We start from the raw sequence: 26,531 nt of genomic DNA, 5'->3' as shown, positions 1-26,531 counted from the left end.
GGAGGGGAAGATATTGAATGAACAAAAGCTATGTCAGGCGATAAACCTGTTTGTGGAAGTCCTGCTTGAAGGGACAGAATTTGTGCATCGTGAAATCAATCAGGATGTCTTCAAGCATATCTCAAGGGAACAGGCAGACCTGTTGAAAATTTTAAAAGTCAAGGGCCCAACATCTCCCGGCAGCCTGGCCATGTACCAAAATGTACATAAAAGCGCGATCTCTAACAGACTGAAAAAGCTGCTCGAAAAGGGATTGGTTCAATGGGGCGACTGTCCGGAAAAAAGTGATAGGCGCTCTAAGCTTATTAACATTACACCCAGTGGTGAACACATACTAGAAGAATTAGATTCTGCCATCTTTAACGCGCTCAAACCGCTGATCGATGATATAGATGAGGAACACTTACATTCCATCATCGAGATATTCACCATTTTAAAAAGCAAATTTAAAGGAGGAGATTCTGCCGAATGAGAGCAATCATCAAATTCAAGTGGGCAATTGCAGCCATAGTATTAGCACTTACCGTCGTTTTGAGTTTGTTTTCTCCGAACTTAACGGAGCTGGCCAATCAAAAGGGGCAGGCCCAGCTTCCCGCTGATGCTGTTTCAGAAAGGGCAAACGCCATTTTAAAACAAGCGGGAGAAGAAAATAATTCGATCAGTGTTGTCTTTACATTAGACAACGCTTTAAAGAAAGAAACAGAGAATCAGCTCCGGATAATGATCGATAAAATCAAAAAGATCGACGGTGTAGAAGAGGTAACATCTCCTCTGTCAGCGGAAAAAGAAGTCAAAGACCAGTTGATGTCGAAAGACAAGAAAACCGTTCTCATGCCTGTCACGATTACAGGTTCTGATAAAAAGGCGGAAAAAATTGCGGACGAGATTTATCAAATCGTTCCTGATGATTTGACGGCATATATTACGGGAGCTTCCCTTATCAACCAGGATTTCGCTCACAGCTCAGAGGAAGGGCTTAAGAAAACGGAAGTGATCACAGTCTGCCTGATCATCGGTTTACTGTTGATCGTGTTCCGATCTGTTGTGACGCCTTTTATCCCGATTGTGGTTGTCGGTTTTTCTTATCTGATCAGTCAATCCATACTGGGCATCCTTGTATACAATGTTGATTTTCCAATCTCGACGTTTACGCAAACCTTCTTAGTCGCGATCCTGTTCGGCATTGGAACAGATTACTGCATACTGCTTCTTACACGATTCCGTGAAGAATTGGCAAACGGGCATGATAAAAAAGAAGCGGCGCTTATCGCTTACCGCACAGGGGGAAAAACCTTATTTATCAGCGGATTCGCGGTATTAATCGGATTTTCCGCCTTAGGATTTGCGAAGTTTGCGATTTTCCAATCCGCAGTAGGGGTAGCAGTCGGTGTGGGAATTTTAATGATCATCCTCTACACACTGCTGCCATTATTTATGGTGACGCTGGGTGAAAAATTATTCTGGCCTTCTAAGAAAGTGCTGTCACACAGTGATAACAAACTATGGGCGTTTCTCGGCAGACACTCCGTTGCGCGTCCGTTTCTGTTCATTGTCATCACGGTGGTGATTACGCTTCCGTTCATCTTGACCTATGATGACCAGATTTCATTCGACTCAACTGCGGAAATCAGCAGCGATTATAAATCTATAAAAGCTCTCGAGGTCATTAAGGATGGATTCGGGGAAGGAAAAGCGTTCCCGATCAATGTTGTCGTAAAAGGAGACAAAGATCTTACAACAGCTGATACAATTCCCTATCTAGGAAATATCAGCAAAGCGATCGAGAAAGTTGATCATGTTGACTCTGTGATGACCATTACGCAGCCGACTGGTGAAAAAATCAAAGATTTATATATTGATAACCAGCTAGGATCGGTTTCAGACGGGCTGGATAAGACGGTAAAAGGGATTGCCGATGTCCAAAGCGGATTAACGGATATAGAAAACGGACTGAATCAAATGGCAGGGCAAACCGGCTCGGCCTCAAATGGAGGGTCTGGCGGTTCACTGGGCGATGCGGCAGATGGCTTGGGCAAAATCAATCAGCAGCTGCAGCTCGTGAGCAAACAGATTTCCCAAACCGGCAATACCGCACAGACCGTGCAGCAGCTTACGGCAATCAGCGGACAGCTTGGCCAGATTCAAACCGGTCTTGAACAAGCGAACCAGCAGCTCTCAGGCCAGCAGGCACAAGCCGGAACGCTGACAGAAAGTCTGAAGAAGCTGTCCGAAGGCGTGAGGAGCGCAAATCAGGGCCTGACGAAAGTCTCTGACGGTATTACAGCTTCCAGTGATATGTTAGAGGACATGAGCAAAAGTCCAACTGTAAGAGATACAGGCATATTCATTCCTGATCAAGTAATGAAGGACAAAGACTTTAAGAAGTCAATTGACCAGTATTCCTTTGCAGACGGCAAAGGTGTTCAATTAAGTGTCGTTCTGGATTCAAATCCGTACTCAGAACAAGCTATTGCGACAATAAACCAAATCAAAAAAGCTGTCGCAAACGAAGTTGACGGCACTCCTTTGGAGGATGCACAGATCGTATACGGCGGGGTCACGAGTATGAATGCGGACTTAAAGGAGCTGTCCACAACGGACTTCTCCAGAACAATGGTGATTATGATTATAGGCCTGTTTATCGTGTTAACCATTTTGTTCCGCTCAATGATCATGCCGATTTATATGATCGCGTCATTGCTGCTGACGTACTATACGTCGATATCCATAACAGAATTAATTTTTGTAAACGGCTTAGGAAACGCGGGTGTCAGCTGGGCAGTGCCATTCTTCAGCTTTGTCATCTTGATCGCGTTAGGGGTAGATTATTCGATCTTCTTGCTGGATCGATTTAAGGAAGAGGTGCACCTTGGCATTGAGCAAGGTGTCGTCAGGTCAATGAGCAAAATGGGATCTGTCATTATTACAGCTGCCATTATATTGGCCGGTACGTTCGCGGCGATGATGCCTTCAGGTGTCAATACACTGATGCAGGTGGCAAGTGTTATCATCATCGGGCTCTTGCTTTACGGCCTTGTCATACTTCCGCTCTTCATCCCGGCAATCATTGCAACCTTTGGAGAAGGAAACTGGTGGCCGTTCGGCAGGAAGAAAGGAAAAGAATATTCGAGAGAAGAGTGATGAATGGTCATCACTCTTTTTTCATGACTAAACGACTAACTTTAGACGTGTTACCCAAAAAAGGTCAGACGATCAAACGGCGGCTGTACTTAAAAACAAAGAGCCCGGAAAACATTCCCGGGCTCTTTGTTTTATTTCCATTCTGCAATTGTATCAATCGGCAGACGGTAGGAAGCATAGCCTTCGTCTGCTGCTTTTCCGATAGAAAGTAGCATAACCGGTACATAACGTTCTTTATCTAATCCGAAGGTTTCCGCGATGTTTTCTTTATCGTATCCGCCGATCGGGTTTGTATCGTAGCCATGCGCGCGTGCAGTCAGCATCAGCTGCATGGAAACGAGACCTCCGTCAATCAGGATCGTTTCACGGTTGACCTGTGCCGGAAGCTTTTCAAAATGTGCGGTCAGCGCAGCGATTTGTCTGTCTTTGACCTCCTGCGGCATGTAACCAAGTTCCACGGCTTTTGAATAGATTTCTTCTAAGTAGTCTGCATTGTTCATGTCTGCAAATACAGCGATGACAGCAGATGATGTTGTGACCTGTGTTTGGTTAAAGCTGGCAAGCGGTGCGAGCTTTTCTTTTCCTTCCGGGCTGTCAATGACAAGAAAACGCCATGGCTGCGCGTTAACAGAAGATGGGGCAGTTGTTGCTTCCTCTAAGATCTCTGTCATTTCTTCTTTGCTGATTTTTACTGCCGGATCATAGTTGCGAATCGAACGGCGGCCTTTCATAATTTCCATAAAATCGTTTGTTTTGATCATGTTGATACACTCCTCTTAAGCTTCGATATTATTTATATTGTTTCGCATGCGCGCCAGCACATCAATGAGCAGGCGGCGTTCTTCTGCGCTTACATTTGCGAGCATTTCCTTCATGAAACGCTCCTTTTCCTTCTTAGAAGACTCGATTCGCTCTCTTCCTTGGTCTGTTAACCGAACAAGGGTGATGCGGTTGTCCTCAGGCTTGCGCCGCCTTGATACCATGCCTTTGGCTTCCAGCTGTTTCAGGTGTCTGGTAACGGCTGCGCTATCAATATTTACTTTCTTTTGAAGGTCGCTTTGACTGATCTCATCTGCATGATAAAGCAATGTCAGCAATTCCAAACGAGATTGGCTGATGCCCGTGCATGCCTCGAACTTCACGCCAATCACCTTGTTCACGCCTTGCAGCTGATATAAAATCTCGGCTTCCTCTGAACAAAATGACGCCAAAACCCATCCCTTCTTTCCTGTCAAAACTATTAATTGATATATCAATGATTGACACGTCAATTAATATACAACGATTGATTTCATCTTGCAAGCCATTTGCACTCTAGAAAAACCTCCCAGCGTATAAAATTCGCTAGGCTAGAACTTAGATAAAAAGCTGGCCGCTTCTTCAGATGATGCTGGTCACGATGATTCCCTGCATCATTCCCATTTATAGGTGTTCGGAATATCACTTTGCCGAGCCCATGCTCAAGCGGCTTTCACAGGCTGAAAGTTATGATACAATATACAAATGTTTCACAGCTTCAATCCATAGTTGGAGCTGACATCCATTATATAAGGGACTAGGTTGAAGGGAAGGTTTGATAACATGCTGCACAATCCAACTGGAAAAGAACGCTTGGCACTAGCGTTTCTGCTCGGCATGCTTGCTATATTGGGCCCGCTTAATATAGATATGTATTTGCCAAGTTTTCCTGAAATCGCGGAAGATTTATCAGCAAGTGCTTCACTTGTTCAGTTAAGTTTAACAGCCTGTCTGGTCGGGCTTACGATCGGCCAGCTGATTGTCGGGCCGGTCAGCGATGCGCAGGGAAGACGAAAACCGCTATTAATCTGTATCTTTTTATTTGCGTTATCTTCTCTGTTTTGTGCACTGTCGCCCAATATAACAACTTTAGTGGCTGCGCGTTTTTTACAGGGCTTCACTGCTTCTGCAGGGCTTGTGCTGTCTCGCGCAATCGTCCGCGATGTGTTTACCGGAAGAGAGCTTTCTAAATTTTTCTCGCTGTTAATGGTTATTACCGCGGTGGCGCCAATGGTTGCGCCTATGACAGGCGGTGCCATTTTGCTTTTGCCGTTCGCAACGTGGCATACAATTTTTCACGTTCTCATGATCATCGGATTTTTACTAGTTCTTCTGATTGCATTGAGGTTAAAAGAAACGCTTCCGCCGGAAAAACGGATTCCAAGCTCAATCGGAACATCCGTCAAAACGATGGGCAGCCTGCTGAAGGATCGGTCCTTTATGGGGTACGCGTTAACTGTCGGATTTATTCACGGGGGAAGCTTTGCATATGTGTCTGGTACGCCTTTTGTATACCAGGATATCTACGGGGTGTCTCCGCAGGTATTTAGTATTCTTTTTGGCATTAACGGGCTGGCGATTATATCGGGCAGCTTTATCATCGGACGCTTTGGCGGAATCATTCATGAAAAAAGCCTGCTTCGTATAGCGGTCATTACGGCTATGATTGCGACGGCTGTGCTATTAACCATGACCATGATTCACGGTCCTCTTGCTACATTAGTCATATCCATTTTCATTTACATGATTACGATCGGCATGGTTCTGACCAGCACGTTTACCTTGGCCATGGAAAAGCAGGGGCACCGCGCCGGAAGTGCAAGTGCGCTGCTTGGGATGCTCCCGCTGCTCCTCGGTTCAATCGTGTCACCGCTTGTAGGCATTAATGAGACAACAGCCGTTCCGATGGGAGCCATCATGTTTGTAACAGCTGTCATCGGCTCACTGGCGTTTTTTGGATTAACGAAAGAACGAGTAGGGCAGAATTCATAAAAAAACCTGACATGACGTCAGGTTTTTTGTTTTATTTAGAATAACAACAGCAGGCCTGCAATCGCCGGAGTCAAAAAGATGGCTGATTTCAAAACCACCTTTGGCATGAGGTTGGTGAATTTCGCGCCTACATAGGCACCGCACATTGTCCCTACCAGAACTTTGACAAGCAAAACGTAATCAACAAAACCTTCTGTGATATATCCGATGCCTCCACCTACAGCCAGAGGGATGATCACAAGCATCGTCGTTCCGACAGAATGGCGAATGGACAGATTCAGCATAATCATTAAACCAATTTGAATAAAAGGTGCCGACCCAATGCCGAATGTGCCGGAAAGAACGCCGGCTACAATTCCTAAGATGACCGCTCTCGTATACGTTGAAAGAGTGCTTTGATTCACTTGAGCCTTCTCTTTTAAAATAAATAATCTGATTAAAATGAGAATTGCTGATAAAAATAACATTCCAGCCGTCAAATAATGAAGCAAATCAGCCGGAATAAAAGATGTCAGCTTGGCGCCGAAAAATGAGCCAACTGCAGCAAAGCCTCCGACTATTAAGCCGATTTTCATTTGAATGTTGCCCTCGCGATAGTGGCTGTATGCCCCTGATAAGCTTGTAAAAGCCATGCCGGCAAGCGAAGTGCCTAAAGCCGTATGAATCGGGATATGGAAAAGAAGCGTTAAAAGGGCAATGACAAAGCCGGCTCCACCGGCGCCAATAAAGCCTAAAATAATTCCTAGAAGAAACATAACAAGAATAATGAGCATATTTTTTCCTCCATTGAAAAGATGTAAAAATGTAATCGTGCGCTATTCTGGCGGAGGTATGGTGTCCTATTGACGAAGAAAAACACGACGTTTTTTCAGTTGCCAGTAGTCCGTCGACCGTCGTTCAGCAAACATATCGTACCTCAAATTCAGGGATCTGACAAGGCAGTTTGTTGCTTCCCATTACCATCTGTTATATGATTTTGATGAAGAAAAGCCCTTGAATATATTCAAAAGAGGTATTATATATGGACGATTTTAAATTAGATAAGCCGACTCCCTACTACCTGCAATTTTATAACCAGCTAAAAAAAATGATCTTTAACGGGACTTTTAAGCCTGGGGAACGGATAAACGAAACACAGCTGGCGAAAAGCTTTGGCGTCAGCCGCTCTCCGATAAGGGAAGCCATGCGATTGCTTGAGAAAGATGGTTTGTTAAAAGCAGATGACCGAAATGGGTTTTCGATCACGTCATTAACGGCAAAAGATGTAGATGAGATTTATAAAATCAGAATTCCGCTGGAGCAGCTGGCAGTCGAATTAGTCATAGACGAAGCGGACGAAGAAGAGCTGACCATACTCCAAAAACAGCTTGAAGAAACAGAGAAGGCGATTCACAACGGCACGGAAGATACGGAAATCATTCGTTTAAACCAAAAATTTCATGAGCTGCTGGTTGATTTCAGCCATAACAGACATTTGAAAAATTTGCTTGAGCACGTAAATGATCTGATTCATTTTTGCAGAATCCTTAATTATACCGGCGACCACCGTGCAGAAACGATACTGAGTGAGCACCGCAGGATATTTGAAGAAGTGAAAAAGAAAAACAAAGAAGCAGCCAAACAACATGTACTGGCTCATTTCAATCATGACTGTGAGCATTTGAAGCATGTGCTTGAAGAAGGTAAAGAGAATTGATTTCTATGATCCGGTACCAAGGGGGAGCAGAACCCTTGGTATTTTTTTATGTATTCACCACATATCTAAGAGGCTCCGTTAATAAGATTTTATGATGGTTTGACTAACGAATAATGGGGGTTAAACATGTTTATCCATATCGTCGGGCCTGGTGATTCTTTGTTTTCGATAGGCAGAAGATACGGTGCTTCTGTTGATCAAATACGGGGTGTGAATGGTTTAGATGAAACGAATATCGTGCCGGGGCAGGCTCTGCTTATCCCTCTTTATGTATATACAGTCCAGCCTGGAGATACGCTTACCGCCATTGCAGCCAAAGCGTTTGTGCCATTAGAGCGACTGCGAGCCGCCAATCCGGGCATCAGCCCAAATGCTTTACAGGCGGGAGCAAAAATAACGATTCCTTCGATCTCAAATTACATTGCGGGAACGTTAAGTTTTTATGTGCTCCGAAACCCAGACCTCGATCGAGAATTAATCAATGATTATGCGCCATACTCGTCTTCGATTTCAATTTTCGAATACCATATTGCACCGAACGGCGACATTGCAAACCAATTGAATGATGCGGCCGCTATTGAGACAACTTGGCAAAGACGAGTCACGCCGCTGGCAACAATTACGAACCTTACATCAGGAGGCTTCAGTACGGAGATTGTTCACCAAGTGCTAAACAATCCGACAGCGAGAACCAATCTGGTCAACAACATTTATGACTTAGTTTCCACAAGGGGATATGGCGGTGTCACAATCGATTTTGAGCAGGTGAGCGCCGCGGATCGCGATCTTTTCACTGGATTTTTACGCCAGCTGAGAGATCGACTTCAGGCGGGAGGGTATGTGCTGACGATAGCTGTTCCTGCAAAAACAAGTGATAATATCCCATGGCTGAGGGGCTACGATTACGGGGGGATAGGAGCGGTTGTCAATTATATGTTTATCATGGCTTATGATTGGCATCATGCCGGAAGTGAGCCGGGTCCTGTAGCGCCGATTACTGAAATAAGGAGAACCATTGAGTTTACGATTGCGCAGGTGCCGAGCAGAAAAATCATTATCGGAGTCCCGCTCTACGGGTACGACTGGATCATACCGTACCAGCCGGGCACAGTTGCTTCAGCGATTTCAAATCAAAACGCAATCGAAAGAGCGATGAGGTACCAAGCTCCGATACAATATTCAGCCGAATATCAATCACCGTTTTTCCGGTACAGTGATCAGCAGGGACGGACGCATGAGGTATGGTTTGAGGATGTCAGAAGCATGAGCCGGAAGATGCAGATCGTCCGTGGATACAGATTGCAGGCTATTGGCGCTTGGCAGTTAACGCTGGGCTTTACGCCGGGCCCATGGCTTCTGCGGAAATTTTTTACGATCAGAAAAGTGTAAAAAAAGACACCACAGCTGGGGTGTCTTTTTTTTTGATTAAGTCCAGAGCAGCAGAATAGTTCATTCATTTGTACCTTGCATGGGTTGTGTTCCCATTTTACGATTAGTAGTAGTCTGATCAAACAAAGAGTCAGAATACGATTTGAGAGGGAGTTGTCTACATGAAGACAGTATTGATTTTGAATTTTCCTGCGGAAGGCCATGTGAATCCTACTTTAGGCATTACAAAAGCGTTTTCCGATAAGGGATATGATGTCCATTATATATCCACTGAAAAATATAAAAAACGATTAGAAGCAGCGGGAGCAACGGTCCATCTTCACCGGGATCTGCTGCGAACGACACCTATTCATGTCGGTTCGCCCAATGGCATTCTTGATTTCGTGAAAATCCATATCAAAACGTCATTGGACATTTTACAGATTGTCAAAGACTTATCTAAGAGCATTCAATTTGATTTTGTTTATTATGATAAATTCGGCGCGGGGGAATTGGTGAGGGATTACTTAGATATTCCAGGGGTCTCTTCATCGGCGTCTTTCCTGTTTGGCGAGGAGCACCTGAAAATCCTGCCGCTGCATCCGGAGTCTGGAGCGCCGCTTGAATTGGATCAAGAGTGCGAAGATCTTTTGGCAAAAATGAAAGAAACGTACGGTGTTGCCCCGAAAAACCTGGTTCAATTCATGAACAATAAAGGGGAATTGAACGTAGTGTATACAAGCCGTTATTTTCAGCCAGAAAGTGATCGTTTCGGGGATGAATGTCTGTTTATCGGGCCGAGCTTTCCAAAGAGAGCGGAAAAAACAGATTTCCCGATTGAACAGCTAAAAGATGAGAAGGTCATTTATATTTCAATGGGGACTGTACTGGATCATACAGAGGATTTCTTCAACCTTTGTATTGATGCATTTTCAGGCTTTAACGGAAAAGTCGTCATCGCTGCCGGAGAAAAAGCGGACCTGACCAAATTAAAGCAGGCGCCGGAAAACTTTATCATTGCTCCGTATGTCCCTCAGCTGGAAGTGCTGGAGCGATCGGATGTTTTCATTACACACGGCGGAATGAACAGCGTAAACGAAGGGATTCATTTCAGCGTGCCACTGGTTGTCATGCCTCATGACAAGGATCAGCCGATGGTGGCGCAGCGTCTCTCTGAACTCCATGCAGGCTATGTCATCTCTAAAGATGAAGTCAATGCCCAAATATTAAAACAGGCCGTAGATGAGGTTTTGCGCAACGATCAGTATACGGCAGGCATTAAAAAAATCAATCAAAGCTTCAAAGAATGTATGGACATGGAAGAAGTGATGGAGCGGATTGATGAGTTGATTCGCCAAAAAAACAAATAAGAAAAAGAACTCCCGTACCTTGTACGGGAGTTCTTCATTTAAAACTTGATTTTGATTTTTTGAGCATCACTGATTTTCTTATGGTTATGGTCAAAGACGTCACTTGTCGTGATTTCGATCCACTTGATCTCTTTTGTTTTCTTCTCGGCATCCGCGGCCTTATCATGAGCATGGCCGCTTGATGCGTTCACAATAAAGCCGAGATTTCCGGACTTTTCGGCGCCGCCTTCCAATTCGCCGTTTAACTCTTCAAGATAAATATCTTTGTTCCAATCAAAGGTTTCGCCCGTATTTGTTTTCATCAATGCAATCGGCGCAACATTTACTTTTTTTGAAGAGGTGTTCTTGATATCAACGAAGACCTTAACGAAATCAAACTCTTCATCGTGTGTTAACTCATGAAAGTAATCAATCATGCTGTAGTCCGGGCGCAAGTGGATCAGCTTCATTTCTTTTACTGTTAACTCCACGTCGCCAATCTTATAGGTTTTGTTCACTTGTTTGATATCTTTTAAGACAGCTTTTCCTTTATCATCTGAAAACGTTTGGCCGACCTTAAGCAATGACCGGTCATCAGTTACCTGGGAATTAGGCTGATAATTATCTGTGCTGTCCTTCTGGGATGAAGTGCTTTGCAGCTCAGCTTTTACTGTTTTCTCCCCGCCTGCATGCTGTTTTTCAGTACTGGCGTTTGATGAGCAGCCCGCAAGCATGATAGCAAAAACGAAAATTGAAAGAATTCTTCTCATGATGATTCCTCCATTAAAAAGAGATCCCGTTACTTCATACAAGCAACGGGACACCTTGTATTCTTTTACTTATCGTTAATCTTAATGTTGTATTGTAAAGCCTTGAAGACATTTTTGGCGATTTCTGTATTGTCGATTTGGCCGGCAAATGTCTCACTAGACGGACCGTATGCATAGACGGGAACATCTTCACCGGTATGTCCGCCTGTTGTCCATCCAGTGTGAGAGCGTTTGTTAAAGATGTTCTCGATTGCGTTATCGATATCCAGTACTTCCTTCGATTTTGCCGCTTCTTCAACAGATTGAATTTCGGCTTTTGTTAAAGCCAATTTTTTTTGATCGATATATGTTTTCAACGTTTTTTCAACATCCGCGCCGTCAGCGATCTTTTCTGCCATAAAGTCTGGTGTGCGCTTTGCGGCTTTAATGGGTTCACTGAACCAATTGTAGATGCCGTCCGCACCGATGGAATATCCGCCGGTTGAGTGGTCAGCCGTTGCGACAACCAATGTGTGCTTGTCTTTTTTAGCGAAATCAATAGCCGCCTTATAAGCTTGTTCGAAGTCTTCCATCTCGCTCATGGCGCCGACGATATCATTGTCATGGCCCGCCCAGTCAATTTGGCTGCCTTCCACCATGAGGAAGAATCCGTCTTTATCCTTGTTTAATTTTTTTATGGCTGTGTTTGTAATGTCTTTAAGTGATGGAACATCCTTCGTCCGGTCAATCTTTTTAGGCAGGCCGCCGTCAGCGAATAGGCCGAGAACTTGGCTGTCTTTGTTTTTCAGCATGTCCTTGCGGTTATCCACATAGCTGTATCCCGCTTTTTTGAATTCCTTGATCAAATTACGGTCCTTACGGTCAAAATTGCTCTTTCCTCCGCCTAGAAGGACATCAATTTTGTGCTTGCCGTTGACCATCTCATCAAAATAATCATCCGCAATTGAGTTCATATTTTTTCGGCTGTGGTCGTGGGAACCGAAAGAGGCCGGAGTGGCGTGTGTAATTTCTGAAGTGGCCACAAGTCCTGTTGCTTTTCCTTTTTCTTTCGCAGCTTCAAGCACCGTTTTGGCTTCTGATCCGTCGTTATCCACCGCTATGGCATTATTGTATGTTTTAATTCCCGCAGACATAGCCGTTGCCGCCGCTGCAGAATCCGTTACATTTTGTTCAGGATCATCGGGGTAAGTTGTTTGCTGGCCGACAAGATACTGATCAAAAGCCGTAGGCTCCACAACTTTTGTCTTTTTATTATCCTTTAAGTATCGATAAGCAGACGTATAAGACACACCCATACCATCACCAATCAGAACAATAACATTCTTAATTTCGTCGTGGTTCCCCTTTTTCTTTTCCTGGGCGCTGGCTTCAGGCACACTGCCGCTGGCTAAGCTGCTGAACGCAATTGATGATAAAACCGCGATAGGCAGTAATTTCTTCGGGAATTTTTTCAACTGGATAACCTCCTAAATATAGATGAATCTCAATGACAACCCAATTATATTTTTAAACTGTTAAGCTAGTATTAATCGATTTTAAAGATTGGATTTACAAGAATAATGAACTGCTATCAAGAGAAAGGAAAGAGTGATAGTACTATAGAAATAAATTGGAGGAATAGATACTGGCCGTGGATAGGCGGACTGAAATCTGCTATAGTCGCATAGAAGCAACCCGCTTACATCTTGAACAATTTTAAGTATTATGTTGGAAGAGGTATTGTGTAAGTACATGTCTGAGCAGTTCATATGGAGTGGCATCATTTTATTTTAGGAGGGAACAACATGGACGTTTTTTCTGAGTATTTAGCCGGGATTGATGACCCGTTCCACCGAGAAAGAACGGAAGAGGTGTTAACTTGGATAAAAAATAAATATCCAAATTTACATACAGAAATAAAATGGAACCAACCGATGTTTACGGATCACGGTACATTTATTATTGGCTTTAGTGTTTCTAAAAAGCATTTAGCTGTCGCTCCTGAAAAAGTAACGATAGCGCACGTAGAGGATGATATTGTGAAGGCAGGATATGACTACACCGAGCAGCTGATACGTATCCCTTGGAACGATCCAGTTGATTACACGCTACTTGAGAAAATGATTGAGTTTAATATTCGGGATAAGGCAGACTGCTCCACTTTTTGGCGAAAATGAAGGAAAAAGGCATAACATATGAGCTGTATAAAATATGTTACACCTTTTCATTTGTCTATTTTTCGTTTTGATCATCTATTGCTGCTTTTCTTCAAACAAGGTCTTTTCATTGAGCGTAAGCTGGCTCGCAGAATAATGATTACCTTGTTTCCATTTCACTTCAATCGTAATATCATGGCCTTCAAGCTCATGTTCATCTAACCGCTCTAAAAAAGAAACGGACTTTTCTTTTGCGCTTCCATCAGAAAAAGTGCCTCCAGCATAATCATGCATCGGGATTCCGTGTCAGAACTCAGCAGAACTTCATCATCCTTTTTTACAATCAGTGATTCCAAATAAGTGTTGTCTGTTTCATGTGGTTCACCGATCCAATAAAGTTCGCCGCTGTATTCATTCGGTGCATCTTCATTTTTTTTGAAAACAGCTTCCCAATTCTGATCTTTGCTTTCTCCCTGCCAATTCGGATACTCCAAACGAACATGATGAATCAGGTGATAGGAAAAAAAGATCAAGCAGAAAGCGATTAATAGGAATGCCGTGAAAATGAGAGGGTATTTATAATGACTGGACATAAAAGACTCCTATTCGTTTAATCAATTACCTTCGAAAATAGAATTTCATCCCGAATCAAAATGCCGTTTTCAGCCACCTCTGGAATCTCTGGCTTGAGTCGGCGCGCTTTTTCAACTGCGTTCGGAAACACTTCGGCGAATTGATAGCCTCTCTTTTGATAAAACGCCATCGCATGTACATTATCATTCGTTGTGATAAGCTTTATTCGTTGACAATGTGCATGTTTAGCCGTCTCTTCAACCTGCTGAAGTAAAGCTGTGCCGATTCCTTTATTTTCAATCATACTATCTAATGAAATAATTTCACAATCTTTCCCATCTATTGTGTATGTAATACAGCCAATGATTTCGCCGCTTTCATTTACTGCGGCAAATCCATCTAATTCATCACATCGAAAAATGCCGCTGGAAATCGCCATCTCGGGTGTACCCCAATGCTTGGCAAAAAAAGCGGTCAACATATGTTTCGCTATCTCATTGTTTGGGATGATGATCATCGTAACACTCCTCTATTGAAAGATTGCATGTGTACTATCAATATAAACAATATATAACAAAAAAAATAGATGTTGAGGTGACGGCATGGAAATCAGCGATGTCATTTACGGGCACCACCATATAGACGGAGTGCTGGAAGAGCTTATCAAAAGCGCTCCTGTGCAAAGATTAAAAGGGATCTATCAAGGCGGAGCAAGCTTTTTAGTCAATCGAAGGTGGAATGTGACCCGGTATGAGCACTCCATCGGCGTAATGCTCCTCATCAAAAAGCTCGGAGGAACGATAGAAGAACAGATTGCGGGTCTGCTCCACGACGTATCACACACAGCTTTTTCTCATGTGGTCGACGTTGTCTTTGAAAATCAAGCAGAAGACTATCATGAAAACATCTTTCAACAAGTCATTGTTCACTCTGAAATCCCGGACATTTTACAAAAACACGGCTATCATACTGAAGAACTTTTATCTGACGATTCAAGGTGGACATTGCTCGAACAGCCCGCACCGGAGCTGTGTGCTGATCGGACAGACTATACGCTGCGTGATATGTACCGATATGGACACATTAACCTGCACGAAGCGCAAACCTTTTTGGATCATCTTATTGTGAGAAACGGAAGGATGTTTCCTGATAGTATTGAAGCCGCCGAATGGTTTGTCAGTGTGTACTACAAGGAAGTAATTGATTTCTTTTTGAATCCTGTGAATGTATATGGATATGAATATTTAGCGCGAGCATTGAAGGCAGCGCTGCGGCATGATGTCATATCCGCAGAGGATCTGCTGAAAACGGACCAAGAGGTACTGAACATCCTGCGTGCATCAAAAAATGAAGAAGTCCTGAGCTTGCTTACAACCATTCATCCCGGCATACAAGTAATAGAGGATGACATCCAGTACGATTTCCATCAAAAGAAGAAAATGCGCCTAATCGATCCATCCATTTTTCTTGATGACGAATGGATCAAATCCTCAGATGCTTCTGAAAAGGTGAGGAAAATGGGTGAGGCTGCTTATCAAAAAGCAAAAAAAGGTGTGTATATAAAAATCTTAAAACAGTAATTGCCGCCTGACAGCGGCTTTTTTCATGTTTGGCTTTGCAAACAAAGGGGAATAGGACAAACTGCGGGAATGCTTTATGAGAATATCAGCGTATTTACATACCGTTCGGGGGTATAGTATTATCGATAGGGCATGTTTTCATTGTCTGCGGGCAAAAGTTACAGGGAAAAATGAAGCAAAGGAGAATGAACATGAAAATCTCTAAAAATGCACTGGGAATTCTGATGTTATCTCTTGTTTTAGTTTTATCAGCATGCGGCAATAACAACAGTACGAAACAAAGCACACATGACAATCATTCAGACTCCTCAACACATGAAGAGATGGACCATTCCGGATCAGCTGACGTTCCAGAGGGATTACAGGAATCTAAAAATCCGAAATACAAAGTAGGCAGCCAGGTAACCATCAATACTTCCCATATGAAAGGCATGAAAGGTGCCGAAGCTACGGTAACAGGCGCCTATGATACAACGGCGTATGTTGTTTCTTATACTCCGACTAATGGGGGACAGCGTGTGGATCATCACAAATGGGTGATCCAAGAAGAAATCAAAGATGCTGGAGATAAAACGTTACAGCCCGGAGATCAGGTGATTTTAGAGGCTTCTCATATGAAAGGCATGAAAGGAGCAACAGCCGAGATCGACTCGGCAGAAAAAACAACTGTATACATGGTTGACTATACATCGACAACGAGCGGCGAAAAAGTGAAAAACCACAAATGGGTCACAGAAGATGAGCTTTCAGCTAAATAATAAAAAATCCTCCTTTTACAAGGAGGATTTTTTTGCTGTTTGAACAGGTCTTGTTAAAGAAATGAAAGCAAACAGGACAGCGATGATCACAATTGACCCGCCGCACCATGCTGTTGACACTACAGTACCCGTCTGATCCAAAACAACACCGCCAATGGCTGAGCCAAGGGCAATTCCGACTTGGAGGGCCGACGTGTTAAAGCTTTGCTGAATGTCAGACGAATCAGGTGCAATTTCAATTAAATAGCTTTGCTGAGCCGGGGCGAGGCTCCAGCTCAGAAGACCCCAAATCACCATGACAGGCAAAAAGAAAATCATAGACGATGTAGACAGCGGCAGTAAGAACATAATGATGGCAAAGGAACCCGTCACCAGCAAAATGCTCTTAAAGGAACCAAGCCGGTCAGATAGCGCTCCTCCGAAAGGGCCTCCGCATACAGCAGATATCCCGAAAAGGAAATAACAAATGCTGACCCAGAAAGAGCTCAGGTGAAGAGTCTCTTCTAAAAACGGTGCAAAGTAAGCGTAAAGCGTGTAGTGGCCAGCTAATGTAAACATCGTGACGAGGTGTGAACTCGCGATTTTCAGATTACCGATCGTCTTGAGCTGTTCCCGGAAAGGAATCATTTTCTCCGCCGGTATTCTTTCAAAGAAAATTGAAATAATCAGCATGGAGATCAGCGCCAACAGGCCGATGCCAAGGAACAAAATCCGCCACCCGAAGGAATCGCTGATTAAGATTCCGAGCGGCACGCCTAATGCGATAGCAGAGCTGAAACCCATAAAAATAATTCCGATTGCGCGGGCTCTGTATTCAGGCGCTACAATTTTCGGGGCAATTGTTAAAGAAAGCACAACAATCAGCCCTGTACTCATTGCTGCCAATACCCTAGATACCATCAATGTGGCGAAATTAGGGCTGAAATAGGCGACAAGATTGCTAAGGAAGAAAACAAATAAAGCAATTAGATATAAGCGCTTCCGCTCAATCTTCGCAGTCAATGCCAAAAGCAGCGGCCCAGATACTGCATATCCCAGCGCAAACACACTGATCAGCTGTCCGGCTGAAACAATGGAAATGTCTAAATCATTTGCGATCTGAGGAAGAATCCCCCCCACAATTAACTCAACCAATCCGACTGCAATCGTAGAAGCTGCAAGCAGGAAAACTTTGAAATTCATAACAAACTCCTTTACTTAAATGTTTTGATAAATAAAAAAAATCCTGATTACAAAAAATGTCATAAACAAATTTTGTAATCAGGATTTTACGGTTCCTGGTAGACACCCTCAAACCATATTATTGAGGTTATACAAGTGATAATAGCTATTTAATTGATTCGTTTCCGTTGATGAGTGTACCACATTATGAATGAATCTTCCATAGAAAAATTTACAAAGTGATGAACCGGACAAGTGTATGATTATATTTATTTTATAAAAGTATAGACATTTAAAAATAAATGATTATAATAATCCATGTAAGCGTTTTAATCACAAGGGGGGATAGCAGTTGAAAAAAATATTACTCGCGTGCAGCTCAGGAATGTCTACCAGTTTATTGGTGACAAAAATGAAGGAATACGCACAGTCTATCGGTGAGGAAGCAGAGATTTGGGCTGTTGGCCAGGATAAAGCAAAAGAAGACATGAGAAAAGCGGATGCCGTTTTGATCGGTCCGCAAATGAGCTTTCTGAAAAGCGAACTCCAAAAAGAAGCGGATCAATACAACATTCGGGTTGAAGTCATTGACATGATGGCCTACGGAATGGCAGATGGGAAAAAAGCGTATGAGCAGGCATTGTCCTTAATGGAGAATCAATAATGGAACAGGTGAAAATCACGAACTTAACAGACGAACAAATCAGTTTTCAGCTTATCCTGCACAGCGGCAATGCCCGCAGCTGCATCATACAATCACTGCGCAGCTATAAAGAAGGGAACAAGGACGAGGCTGATGCCCTCATTGCAAAGGCGGAGCAGGATTTATCCGCGGCCCATGACATTCACTTTCAAATGATACAAAAGGAATCCGGCGGAGAAGCACAAGCTTTCTCATTGCTTCTTATGCATGCAGAGGATCATCTGATGTCAACATTATCCATGAAAGAATTAGTGAAAGAGATGCTTGATCTCTTTAAAACCAAGAATCTATAAATAATCGGGGTGGATAGGGTGTTCGAGAAAATCAGCCAATTCCTTGTTCCAATTGCAGGGAGGTTAAACAATAATCGTTATTTGCAAGTGCTGCGTGATGCATTTATGCTGGCTTTCCCGCTGACGATATTCGGGTCCATTTTTGTCGTGTTAACGAATTTGCCGTTTCTAAACAAAATCATGAACGCCTCAATGCTTACATCGTTTCAGTCTCATTTCGGCATTGCCTCCACGGCGACAATGGGCATTATGTCTGTCTTTGTTGTGTTCGGGATAGGCTATTACCTGTCAAAAAGCTATCAGGTCGAAGCTGTATTTGGCGGAGCGATCGCTTTGGTTTCCTTTTTGCTCTTAACGCCATTTATCATTCAGCCAGAAACAGGAGATGCCATTACAGGGGTTATCCCGGTCGATCGTCTCGGTGCAAAAGGGATGTTTCTTGGGATGATTACGGCATTTCTTTCTGGAGAAATCTACAGAAGAATCGTTCAAAAAAACCTGACAATCAAAATGCCAGCCGGCGTTCCGCCTGCTGTAGCAAAATCATTCGCCGCACTTATTCCGGCTTTTATCACATTGACCGTATTTTTGCTGATTAACGTAATGGTGAATCTGTTTTTTAAAACAAATATGCACGACGTCATTTATCACGCGATTCAGGCTCCGCTTGTCGGACTTGGAAGCGGTATCATTCCAACGCTTATTGCCGTGTTTTTCATTCAAATTCTTTGGTTTTTCGGACTGCATGGACAGATCATTATCAACTCCGTGATGGACCCGATTTGGAATACACTGCAGGTAGAAAACCTTTCTGCTTACACGGGGGGAAAAGAAATCCCTCATATTATTTCAAAACCGTTTATGGAGATTTATACAGTAGGGATGGGCGGAACCGGGATGACGCTTGCGATTGTGTTTACCATTCTCATATTCATGAAAAGCAGGCAGATGAAGCAAGTATCAAAACTTGGCCTCGCTCCCGGTATTTTTAACGTCAACGAACCGATTATCTTCGGGCTTCCGATTGTCATGAATCCGATCATTATTGTGCCTTGGGTGCTGGCACCGATGGTTGTTACGCTCGTCACCTATTTGGCCATGTCAGCCGGGCTCGTTCCGCCTCCGACTGGTGTGACGGTGCCGTGGACGGTTCCATTATTCATTAATGGCATCATGGCGACGAACTCGATCATGGGGGGCGTGATGCAGCTTATCAATCTGCTGATTGTCTTCGTGATTTGGTTTCCGTTTCTAAAAGCAATGGATAAATTAAATCTGGCAAAAGAAAAAGAACAGGCTGTACAGGAAACAGCTGCTCAGCAAAATGATAACAGCATAAAAATGTGACATAAGGGGAGAGAGACTTGGCACAAACAGAACAATATCGTTTTCCAAAGGATTTTTGGTGGGGATCATCCGCTTCAGCAACACAAACGGAGGGTGCCGCCGACAGAGACGGAAAAGGCCAGAATATATGGGATTATTGGTTTGAAAAAGAACCGCATCGTTTTTTTGACCATGTCGGACCCGAAGAAACATCCCAATTTTACGACAACTATAAAGAAGATATCAGGCTGATGAAGGAGCTTGGCCACAACTCGTTCCGGATGTCGATTTCCTGGTCACGTTTAATACCAAACGGAACGGGCGAGATCAACGGTAAAGCCGCAAATTTCTATAACAATGTCATTGATGAGTTGATCGCTAACGGAATTGAACCATTTGTCAATTTGTTTCATTTCGATATGCCGATGGCGCTTCAAAAAATCGGCGGCTGGGTCAACAGAGAGACGGTTGACGCGTATGAAAACTATGCGAGAACGTGCTTCCGTTTGTTTGGCGGCCGGGTGAAAAAATGGTTCACGCATAATGAACCAATCGTTCCCGTAGAAGGCGGCTACTTATATGATTTTCATTATCCAAACAAGGTCGACTTTAAAGAGGCCGTCCAAGTTGGATTTTTTACGATGTTATCAAGTGCCCGCGCCATTCAGGCTTACAGGGAGATGGAGCAGGACGGAAAAATCGGAATCATTTTAAATTTGACTCCATCATACCCGAGAAGCAGCCATCCGGCGGATGTGAAAGCCGGGGAAATCGCAGACGCGTTTTTTAACAGATCCTTTTTAGACCCATCTGTCAAAGGCGAATTTCCAAAAGAGCTGGTTGACATTTTGAAGCATGAAGGCTTTATGCCAGATTACAACGCTGAAGATCTTGACATCATCAAAAAGAACACGGTTGACCTGTTGGGAGTGAATTATTACCAGCCGAGACGTGTGAAAGCGAAAGAACATCTTCCGAATCCCGACGCTCCTTTTTTGCCTGACAGGTATTTTGATCCCTACGTCATGCCGGGCCGCAAAATGAATCCGCATCGTGGCTGGGAGATCTATGAAAAAGGCGTTTATGATATTTTGATTAATTTAAAAGAAAACTACGGCAACATCGAGTGTTTTATCTCTGAAAACGGTATGGGGGTTGAAGGTGAAGAGCGATTCAGGGATGAACAAGGCATCATTCAAGATGATTACCGGATTGAATTTATAAAAGAGCACCTCAAATGGATTCACCGCGCCATACAGGAAGGCTCGAACGTAAAAGGCTATCACTTATGGACGTTCATGGACAACTGGTCTTGGACAAATGCCTATAAAAACCGATACGGATTTGTATCAGTCAATCTTGAGAAAGACGGAGAAAGAACCGTCAAAAAGAGCGGAAAATGGTTCAAAAAGGTTGCTGAGCAAAGCGGTTTCTAGATTTTCCTAAAGGTCAAGATCTTCCGGCAATCATCATAACGAATAGAGATGACGAAAATCCGCAACATTGATGAAATAGGGAAAAGAACTTATGATATCCGTAAAAGCTTATGTGATATCAAACTCTAACAGCTGCCGGAGGATACCAATGAATAAATACGAAATCATTGCAAATGAAATGAGAAATAGAATTAAAAATAACGTATATCCGATCGATCAGCCCATTCCTGATGAAGTATCTCTTGCAAAAGAATTTAACTCAAGCCGCATGACGATGAAGAGAGCCTTGGATAATTTAGTTGCCGAGGGTCTGCTGTTTAGAAAACGAGGCCATGGCACGTTTATTATTCAATCTGCAATACAGGATGACCATGTACATGTAGTCAGCAATGAGATTCTCGGATTGACCAACTTGCTGAAAGATAAAAAAATCCAAAGCAAGGTCATTCAGTTTGAAGTGCAATTTCCCACTGAGGAAGTGGCCGCCCATTTGTCTATTGATCAGAAAACACCGGTTTATTATGTCGTTCGGCTGCGAATTGTAGAAGGTGAACCCTATGTATTAGAAAAAACATATATGCCGACTCATTTAATACCGGGCATTAATGACGATGTCCTTCATGATTCGATCTACAATCATATTACAAATGTGCTGCAGCTCAAAATCGCCGGAACGCATCGGAAAATCAGAGCCTGCAAATCTGATCATATTGACCAGCAGCATCTGGGCTGTAAACAGGATGATCCAATTCTTGAAGTGGAACATGTGGGCTTCTTAGATACCGGGATTCCATTTGAATATTCCTTTTCACGTCATCGGCATGACAAGTTTGTTGTGACTTCTGTAAACATACGGCGCTGATTGCGGAGACAACAAGGAGGCCATCTGCATGCTTGGCGGTATTGAAGCAGGCGGCACAAAGATTGTTTGTGCTGTCGGTAGAGAAGATGGAACGATCATTGACCGAATAGAATTCCCTACAAAGCTGCCGGATGAAACGATAGAGAAAGTGATTCAATATTTTCGCCAATTTTCATTACAGGCAATCGGCATCGGCTCCTTTGGCCCCGTTGATAACGATAAAACCAGTCAAACATACGGTACCATTATGGCCACGCCGAAAGCAGGCTGGAGACACTACCCCTTTTTGCAAACCGTTAAGAACGAAATGAAAATCCCAGTAGGATTTAGTACAGATGTCAACGCTGCGGCGCTGGGTGAATTCCTTTTCGGTGAAGCGAGGGGTCTCGACAGCTGCCTGTATATAACGATTGGTACTGGCATCGGTGCGGGCGCAATTGTAGGGGGCAGGCTCCTTCAGGGGCTGTCGCACCCAGAGATGGGCCATATTTATATCCGGAGGCACCCGGATGACGCATACCAAGGGAAGTGTCCTTATCATGGAGATTGCTTTGAAGGCTTGGCTTCCGGTCCCGCCATTGAAGCGCGCTGGGGAAAAAAAGCCGCGGATTTATCAGATATAGCACAAGTCTGGGAACTGGAAGGGTACTATATTGCCCAAGCACTGGCTCAGTATATTTTGATCCTTGCACCTAAAAAAATCATTCTTGGCGGCGGCGTCATGCAACAGAAACAAGTGTTTTCTTATATCTATCAATATGTACCGAAAATCATGAACAACTACTTAGATTTTTCTGAATTGTCAGATGATATAAGTGATTATATTGTACCTCCACTTTTAGGCTCTAACGCCGGAATCATCGGCACGCTAGTTTTGGCGCACCAGGCCTTACAAGCAGAGGCAGCATCCGGGGAGGTGCGATCATGACGCATCCTTTATTTTTAGAGCCTGTCTTTAAAGAAAGACTATGGGGAGGGACGAAGCTTCGTGACGCTTTTGGCTACGCAATACCCTCACAAAAAACAGGTGAGTGCTGGGCCGTTTCTGCCCATGCCCATGGCCCGTCGGCTGTAAAGAACGGCCCGCTGGCAGGAAAGACACTAGATCAAGTATGGCAAGATCATCCAGAGATTTTCGATTTTCCAGATAGGAAGGTGTTTCCGCTGCTGGTAAAGCTGCTGGACGCCAATATGGATCTCTCCGTGCAAGTCCATCCTGATGATGATTATGCAAAACTGCATGAAAATGGCGACCTTGGTAAAACGGAGTGCTGGTATATCATTGATTGCAAAGATGACGCCGAACTGATTTTGGGACATCACGCAAGCACAAAGGAGGAATTCAAACAACGAATAGAAAGCGGTGATTGGAACGGGCTGCTGAGGCGAATCAAAATCAAGCCCGGAGATTTCTTTTATGTGCCAAGCGGTACACTCCATGCTTTATGTGAGGGAACCTTTGTCCTTGAAATCCAGCAAAACTCTGATACAACGTATCGCGTATACGATTATGACCGCTGTAATGACCAGGGCCAAAAAAGAACTCTTCATATAGAAAAAGCCATGGAAGTCATAACGATACCGCATATCGATAAAGTGCATACACCGGAAGTAAAAGAAGTTGGTAACGCTGAGATCATTGTTTATGTGCAATCAGATTATTTCTCAGTGTACAAATGGAAGATTAGCGGCCGAGCTGCTTTTCCTTCACATCAAACCTATTTGCTGGGGAGTGTTCTGAGCGGATCAGGACGAATCATAAATAATGGTATTCAGTATGAATGCAATGCAGGCTCACACTTTGTCTTGCCTGCGCATTTTGGCGAGTTTTCAATAGAAGGAACATGTGAATTCATGATATCTCATCCTTAATGAATGGGGGAGTTGCATTTGTTTAAGAAACATACGATCTCTTTGCTCATTTTATTTTTACTTGCGTCTGCTGTTTTAGCAAAACCAATTGAAGCGCATACTGTGTCGCCTGTGAATCCTAATGCCCAGCAGACAACAAAAGCAGTGATGAACTGGCTTGCGCACCTGCCGAACCGAACGGAAAACAGAGTCCTTTCCGGAGCGTTCGGAGGTTACAGTCATGACACATTTTCTATGGCTGAGGCTGATAGAATCCGAAGCGCCACCGGGCAATCGCCTGCTATTTACGGCTGCGATTATGCCAGAGGGTGGCTTGAAACAGCTAAAATTGAAGATTCAATAGATGTAAGCTGCAACGGTGATTTAATTTCGTATTGGAAAAATGGCGGAATTCCGCAAATTAGTTTGCACCTGGCGAACCCTGCTTTTCAGTCAGGGCATTTTAAAACACCGATTACAAACGATCAGTATAAAAAAATACTAGATTCTTCAACAGCAGAAGGAAAGCGGCTAAATGCCATGCTCAGCAAAATTGCTGACGGACTTCAAGAGCTGGAGAACCAAGGTGTGCCTGTTCTGTTCAGGCCGCTGCATGAAATGAACGGCGAATGGTTTTGGTGGGGACTTACATCATATAACCAAAAGGATAATGAAAGAATCTCTCTATATAAACAGCTCTACAAGAAAATCTATCATTATATGACCGACACAAGAGGGCTTGATCATTTGATTTGGGTTTACTCTCCCGACGCCAACCGAGATTTTAAAACTGATTTTTACCCGGGCGCGTCTTACGTGGATATTGTCGGATTAGATGCGTATTTTCAAGATGTCTACTCGATCAATGGATACGATCAGCTAACAACGCTTAATAAACCATTTGCTTTTACAGAAGTCGGCCCGCAAACAGCAAACGGCAGCTTCGATTACAGCCTGTTCATCAATGCAATAAAACAAAAATATCCTAAAACCATTTACTTTCTGGCATGGAATGATGAATGGAGCCCAGCAGTAAACAAGGGTGCTTCAGCTTTATATCATGACAGCTGGACACTCAACAAGGGAGAAATATGGAACGGCGATTCTTTAACGCCAATCGTTGAATGAATCAGTAATGTACAATAAGAAGGTGCTCAAGAAGTTTCTTGAGCACCTTCCCACTGGATTAAGCATTCATATCGCCTAACCCAGGACTGTGTTCATTTGGTATTTCAGGAAGCACTGGTACGGGAAACCCTGCCGGAGGATCTATTACTTGCAACTCTCCGCCATTTCGGCTTGGAGATTTCCCTTGATAGATTTCACCGATTCTCGTTTCATCCAACCTAAAGTTAAACTGTGCATTATGGTAGCCTAATTCGACATACTTTCTGCACTCAGGATATTTATTAATGTCATAATTCGGTACAGGGAGGAGCTTCGCCCACTCAACGCCCAATGTCTCGAGCGCTTTCGCGAATGCATTCTGGTGAGCATTGTCGCGTACAATCAGAAAAGCAAGTGTTTCGCGGAACGTCTGATTAGAGCTCATTTCATAAATTCTTGTTTTTTGCAGCACACCTGTCGACTCAAGAAGCAGGTTATCCAGCAGGTCAGTAATTAAGTTTCCGTGGTTATACACCCACGACCCGTTCCACGGATTGCCCCCTGCATCAACGGGAAGGGAACTTTGCGCACCAATAATATAATGATGAGGATTAGCATGTTTAACGGCTTCATTAAGTGGTGCTTGATCTGCACCTTGACTGCCGACACCTTCACCGCCTGATTCATCTAATAAAGCATTGATTGTGTTTTGAACCAGTTCAACGTGGGCAATCTCCTCTAAAAAAATGCCGCGAAGCAGATCGCGGTACTGTTTCTGCTTTCCTCTGAAATTAGAGCTTTGGAAAAAAAACTGCATCATTGTACGCATTTCTCCGTAATGACCGCCTAATATCTCCTGCAGGACCTTAGCAGCTGCCGGGTCTGGCTTGTCCGGTTTAATGATATTAATCAGTTCCTCTTTGTAGTAATACATAACACGCCTCATTTCTTCTTAAGAGATTTTCTTATATTATTTGTAAGATGAGATAAAATATATACATGAGAAGGGGTGAAAGAAGAGAATAAAAAATACAGGAAAAGTGTTGACCAAATAAAATAGGCATGGTATATTATTAAACGTCGCTGATGAACAGCGTGAAACAAAACGAAAAACAAAAAAGTTTTTCTAAGGTGTTTACAAGATTTTAAAAATGTGTATAATAAGAAAAGTCGAATTGAAAAAGATTCGAAAAAACATTTTAAAAAAACTTCTTGACTTCACCATCAAATGATAGTATGATAGTTAAGTCGCTTGATAAGCGCCCGTAGCTCAATTGGATAGAGCGTTTGACTACGGATCAAAAGGTTAGGGGTTCGACTCCTCTCGGGCGCGCCAATATAAGATACTACGCGGGTGTAGTTTAGTGGTAAAACCTCAGCCTTCCAAGCTGATGTCGTGAGTTCGATTCTCATCACCCGCTCCATTATTGAATGATCTTTGAAAACTAAACAAGACAAAACGTACCTGTTAATTCATTTTTATAAATCGCACAGCAATGTGCGTAGTCAGTCAAACTAGGGCCTGCACGACGCAGGTCACACAGGTGTCGCCGCAGGATGCGGTGAACTTAACCTGTGATCCATTTATCGGAGAGTTTGATCCTGGCTCAGGACGAACGCTGGCGGCGTGCC

At 43.5% G+C, this 26,531-nt stretch carries 24 protein-coding genes, 2 tRNA genes, 2 pseudogenes and 1 riboswitch; of the genes and pseudogenes, 19 read left to right on the top strand and 9 right to left on the bottom strand.

Annotation, left to right across the window (positions count from 1 at the left end):
- The first annotated feature begins 13 nt into the window (after positions 1–13).
- Positions 14–472 (top strand): MarR family transcriptional regulator, encoded by a 459-nt coding sequence (locus FB592_RS10175; RefSeq protein ID WP_021481637.1) that lies wholly within the window; start codon positions 14–16, stop codon positions 470–472.
- Positions 469–3,141: an MMPL family transporter gene (locus FB592_RS10170; protein WP_141949480.1), complete on the top strand. Its 2,673-nt coding sequence runs from the start codon at positions 469–471 to the stop codon at positions 3,139–3,141. Before FB592_RS10175 ends, FB592_RS10170 begins: the two co-directional genes overlap by 4 nt.
- Positions 3,142–3,272: 131 nt before the next feature.
- Here FB592_RS10170 and FB592_RS10165 read toward each other — a convergent pair whose 3' ends face one another.
- Positions 3,273–3,902, bottom strand: coding sequence for a nitroreductase family protein (locus FB592_RS10165; RefSeq protein ID WP_003234135.1), 630 nt, complete (start codon positions 3,900–3,902; stop codon positions 3,273–3,275).
- Positions 3,903–3,917: 15 nt separating this feature from the next.
- Positions 3,918–4,412 (bottom strand): MarR family transcriptional regulator, encoded by a 495-nt coding sequence (locus tag FB592_RS10160; RefSeq protein ID WP_015252703.1) that lies wholly within the window; start codon positions 4,410–4,412, stop codon positions 3,918–3,920.
- Positions 4,413–4,722: 310 nt separating this feature from the next.
- Between FB592_RS10160 and FB592_RS10155 the strand changes: the two genes are divergently transcribed.
- A complete protein-coding gene (locus tag FB592_RS10155) occupies positions 4,723–5,931 on the top strand; it encodes an MFS transporter (RefSeq protein WP_014475975.1) in 1,209 nt (402 codons plus the stop codon).
- Positions 5,932–5,966: 35 nt separating this feature from the next.
- Here the strand turns inward: FB592_RS10155 and FB592_RS10150 are convergent, their stop codons facing one another.
- A complete protein-coding gene (locus FB592_RS10150) occupies positions 5,967–6,704 on the bottom strand; it encodes a sulfite exporter TauE/SafE family protein (RefSeq protein WP_015252701.1) in 738 nt (245 codons plus the stop codon).
- A 248-nt stretch (positions 6,705–6,952) separates the two neighbouring features.
- Here FB592_RS10150 and FB592_RS10145 point away from each other — a divergent pair, with 248 nt between their 5' ends.
- The 3 genes from FB592_RS10145 to FB592_RS10135 all read left to right on the top strand — a co-directional run bounded on the left by FB592_RS10145 (position 6,953) and on the right by FB592_RS10135 (position 10,365).
- The gene (locus FB592_RS10145; protein WP_038828168.1) at positions 6,953–7,627 is read left to right on the top strand and encodes a GntR family transcriptional regulator; all 675 of its coding nucleotides are present in this window, start codon (positions 6,953–6,955) and stop codon (positions 7,625–7,627) included.
- Positions 7,628–7,753: 126 nt separating this feature from the next.
- The gene (locus FB592_RS10140; RefSeq protein ID WP_141949479.1) at positions 7,754–9,016 is read left to right on the top strand and encodes a glycoside hydrolase family 18 protein; all 1,263 of its coding nucleotides are present in this window, start codon (positions 7,754–7,756) and stop codon (positions 9,014–9,016) included.
- A 161-nt stretch (positions 9,017–9,177) separates the two neighbouring features.
- Positions 9,178–10,365, top strand: coding sequence for a macrolide family glycosyltransferase (locus FB592_RS10135; RefSeq protein WP_125121441.1), 1,188 nt, complete (start codon positions 9,178–9,180; stop codon positions 10,363–10,365).
- 38 nt (positions 10,366–10,403) lie between these two features.
- On the opposite strand, the gene FB592_RS10130 is transcribed toward FB592_RS10135, so the two are convergent.
- On the bottom strand, positions 10,404–11,114 hold the full coding sequence (locus FB592_RS10130) for a membrane lipoprotein lipid attachment site-containing protein (protein ID WP_125121440.1): 711 nt from the start codon (positions 11,112–11,114) through the stop codon (positions 10,404–10,406).
- A 65-nt stretch (positions 11,115–11,179) separates the two neighbouring features.
- The gene (phoB, locus tag FB592_RS10125) at positions 11,180–12,568 is read right to left on the bottom strand and encodes an alkaline phosphatase family protein (RefSeq protein ID WP_141949478.1); all 1,389 of its coding nucleotides are present in this window, start codon (positions 12,566–12,568) and stop codon (positions 11,180–11,182) included.
- A gap of 330 nt (positions 12,569–12,898) precedes the next feature.
- On the opposite strand from phoB, the gene fra reads away from it, so the two are divergent.
- Complete coding sequence (gene fra, locus FB592_RS10120; protein WP_072173543.1) at positions 12,899–13,270, top strand: iron chaperone frataxin; 372 nt, start codon at positions 12,899–12,901, stop codon at positions 13,268–13,270.
- A gap of 75 nt (positions 13,271–13,345) precedes the next feature.
- Here fra and FB592_RS10115 read toward each other — a convergent pair.
- A pseudogene (locus tag FB592_RS10115) lies at positions 13,346–13,842 on the bottom strand (YdhH/YoaO family protein).
- Between the two features lie 17 nt (positions 13,843–13,859).
- The gene (locus FB592_RS10110; protein WP_032727120.1) at positions 13,860–14,339 is read right to left on the bottom strand and encodes a GNAT family N-acetyltransferase; all 480 of its coding nucleotides are present in this window, start codon (positions 14,337–14,339) and stop codon (positions 13,860–13,862) included.
- Between the two features lie 85 nt (positions 14,340–14,424).
- Here FB592_RS10110 and FB592_RS10105 point away from each other — a divergent pair, with 85 nt between their 5' ends.
- Both FB592_RS10105 and FB592_RS10100 read left to right on the top strand, forming a co-directional pair.
- Positions 14,425–15,402, top strand: coding sequence for an HD domain-containing protein (locus FB592_RS10105; protein ID WP_049140473.1), 978 nt, complete (start codon positions 14,425–14,427; stop codon positions 15,400–15,402).
- A 141-nt stretch (positions 15,403–15,543) separates the two neighbouring features.
- Positions 15,544–16,160 (top strand): annotated as a pseudogene (locus tag FB592_RS10100) (YdhK family protein).
- Between the two features lie 15 nt (positions 16,161–16,175).
- Here FB592_RS10100 and pbuE read toward each other — a convergent pair.
- A complete protein-coding gene (gene pbuE / locus FB592_RS10095; RefSeq protein WP_003234105.1) occupies positions 16,176–17,342 on the bottom strand; it encodes a purine transporter PbuE in 1,167 nt (388 codons plus the stop codon).
- Between the two features lie 55 nt (positions 17,343–17,397).
- Positions 17,398–17,497: riboswitch (purine riboswitch) on the bottom strand.
- Between the two features lie 176 nt (positions 17,498–17,673).
- Between pbuE and FB592_RS10090 the strand changes: the two genes are divergently transcribed.
- The 8 genes from FB592_RS10090 to gmuG all read left to right on the top strand — a co-directional run bounded on the left by FB592_RS10090 (position 17,674) and on the right by gmuG (position 24,920).
- A complete protein-coding gene (locus FB592_RS10090; protein ID WP_014112863.1) occupies positions 17,674–17,985 on the top strand; it encodes a PTS sugar transporter subunit IIB in 312 nt (103 codons plus the stop codon).
- A complete protein-coding gene (locus tag FB592_RS10085; RefSeq protein WP_049140474.1) occupies positions 17,985–18,317 on the top strand; it encodes a PTS sugar transporter subunit IIA in 333 nt (110 codons plus the stop codon). The genes FB592_RS10090 and FB592_RS10085 overlap by 1 nt, the downstream gene beginning before the upstream one ends.
- Before the next feature lie 18 nt (positions 18,318–18,335).
- The gene (gene celB / locus FB592_RS10080) at positions 18,336–19,664 is read left to right on the top strand and encodes a PTS cellobiose transporter subunit IIC (RefSeq protein ID WP_021481623.1); all 1,329 of its coding nucleotides are present in this window, start codon (positions 18,336–18,338) and stop codon (positions 19,662–19,664) included.
- A gap of 17 nt (positions 19,665–19,681) precedes the next feature.
- Positions 19,682–21,079, top strand: a complete 1,398-nt coding sequence (gene gmuD / locus FB592_RS10075) for a 6-phospho-beta-glucosidase GmuD (RefSeq protein ID WP_141949477.1) — start codon at positions 19,682–19,684, stop codon at positions 21,077–21,079.
- 148 nt (positions 21,080–21,227) lie between these two features.
- Positions 21,228–21,941: a transcriptional regulator GmuR gene (gmuR, locus tag FB592_RS10070; RefSeq protein ID WP_015715336.1), complete on the top strand. Its 714-nt coding sequence runs from the start codon at positions 21,228–21,230 to the stop codon at positions 21,939–21,941.
- A 28-nt stretch (positions 21,942–21,969) separates the two neighbouring features.
- The gene (locus tag FB592_RS10065) at positions 21,970–22,869 is read left to right on the top strand and encodes an ROK family protein (protein WP_049140478.1); all 900 of its coding nucleotides are present in this window, start codon (positions 21,970–21,972) and stop codon (positions 22,867–22,869) included.
- Positions 22,866–23,813: a mannose-6-phosphate isomerase, class I gene (manA, locus tag FB592_RS10060; RefSeq protein ID WP_141949476.1), complete on the top strand. Its 948-nt coding sequence runs from the start codon at positions 22,866–22,868 to the stop codon at positions 23,811–23,813. The genes FB592_RS10065 and manA overlap by 4 nt, the downstream gene beginning before the upstream one ends.
- 18 nt (positions 23,814–23,831) lie before the next feature.
- On the top strand, positions 23,832–24,920 hold the full coding sequence (gene gmuG, locus FB592_RS10055) for a mannan endo-1,4-beta-mannosidase (protein WP_021481618.1): 1,089 nt from the start codon (positions 23,832–23,834) through the stop codon (positions 24,918–24,920).
- Between the two features lie 58 nt (positions 24,921–24,978).
- On the opposite strand, the gene FB592_RS10050 is transcribed toward gmuG, so the two are convergent.
- Positions 24,979–25,833, bottom strand: coding sequence for a manganese catalase family protein (locus tag FB592_RS10050; protein WP_021481617.1), 855 nt, complete (start codon positions 25,831–25,833; stop codon positions 24,979–24,981).
- 325 nt (positions 25,834–26,158) lie between these two features.
- On the opposite strand from FB592_RS10050, the gene FB592_RS10045 reads away from it, so the two are divergent.
- A tRNA-Arg gene (locus FB592_RS10045) sits at positions 26,159–26,235 on the top strand.
- A 14-nt stretch (positions 26,236–26,249) separates the two neighbouring features.
- Positions 26,250–26,323, top strand: a tRNA-Gly gene (locus tag FB592_RS10040).
- Positions 26,324–26,531: the final 208 nt, after the last annotated feature.

The sequence above is a fragment of the Bacillus sp. SJZ110 genome (genome assembly GCF_006715455.1).
Taxonomy (GTDB): domain Bacteria; phylum Bacillota; class Bacilli; order Bacillales; family Bacillaceae; genus Bacillus; species Bacillus subtilis.
The sequence above is the reverse complement of the archived record's forward strand: the minus strand, read 5'-3'. Positions and strand labels throughout refer to the sequence as shown.

Excerpts from the sequence above, each read along its gene's own strand:
- FB592_RS10170 (WP_141949480.1), top strand. The coding sequence starts at position 469 with ATGAGAGCAATCATCAAATTCAAGTGGGCAATTGCAGCCATAGTATTA.
- FB592_RS10165 (WP_003234135.1), bottom strand. The coding sequence starts at position 3,902 with ATGATCAAAACAAACGATTTTATGGAAATTATGAAAGGCCGCCGTTCG.
- FB592_RS10155 (WP_014475975.1), top strand. The coding sequence starts at position 4,723 with ATGCTGCACAATCCAACTGGAAAAGAACGCTTGGCACTAGCGTTTCTG.
- FB592_RS10150 (WP_015252701.1), bottom strand. The coding sequence starts at position 6,704 with ATGCTCATTATTCTTGTTATGTTTCTTCTAGGAATTATTTTAGGCTTT.
- FB592_RS10145 (WP_038828168.1), top strand. The coding sequence starts at position 6,953 with ATGGACGATTTTAAATTAGATAAGCCGACTCCCTACTACCTGCAATTT.
- FB592_RS10140 (WP_141949479.1), top strand. The coding sequence starts at position 7,754 with ATGTTTATCCATATCGTCGGGCCTGGTGATTCTTTGTTTTCGATAGGC.
- FB592_RS10135 (WP_125121441.1), top strand. The coding sequence starts at position 9,178 with ATGAAGACAGTATTGATTTTGAATTTTCCTGCGGAAGGCCATGTGAAT.
- FB592_RS10130 (WP_125121440.1), bottom strand. The coding sequence starts at position 11,114 with ATGAGAAGAATTCTTTCAATTTTCGTTTTTGCTATCATGCTTGCGGGC.
- fra (WP_072173543.1), top strand. The coding sequence starts at position 12,899 with ATGGACGTTTTTTCTGAGTATTTAGCCGGGATTGATGACCCGTTCCAC.
- FB592_RS10110 (WP_032727120.1), bottom strand. The coding sequence starts at position 14,339 with ATGATCATCATCCCAAACAATGAGATAGCGAAACATATGTTGACCGCT.
- FB592_RS10105 (WP_049140473.1), top strand. The coding sequence starts at position 14,425 with ATGGAAATCAGCGATGTCATTTACGGGCACCACCATATAGACGGAGTG.
- pbuE (WP_003234105.1), bottom strand. The coding sequence starts at position 17,342 with ATGAATTTCAAAGTTTTCCTGCTTGCAGCTTCTACGATTGCAGTCGGA.
- FB592_RS10085 (WP_049140474.1), top strand. The coding sequence starts at position 17,985 with ATGGAACAGGTGAAAATCACGAACTTAACAGACGAACAAATCAGTTTT.
- gmuR (WP_015715336.1), top strand. The coding sequence starts at position 21,228 with ATGAATAAATACGAAATCATTGCAAATGAAATGAGAAATAGAATTAAA.
- FB592_RS10065 (WP_049140478.1), top strand. The coding sequence starts at position 21,970 with ATGCTTGGCGGTATTGAAGCAGGCGGCACAAAGATTGTTTGTGCTGTC.
- manA (WP_141949476.1), top strand. The coding sequence starts at position 22,866 with ATGACGCATCCTTTATTTTTAGAGCCTGTCTTTAAAGAAAGACTATGG.
- FB592_RS10050 (WP_021481617.1), bottom strand. The coding sequence starts at position 25,833 with ATGTATTACTACAAAGAGGAACTGATTAATATCATTAAACCGGACAAG.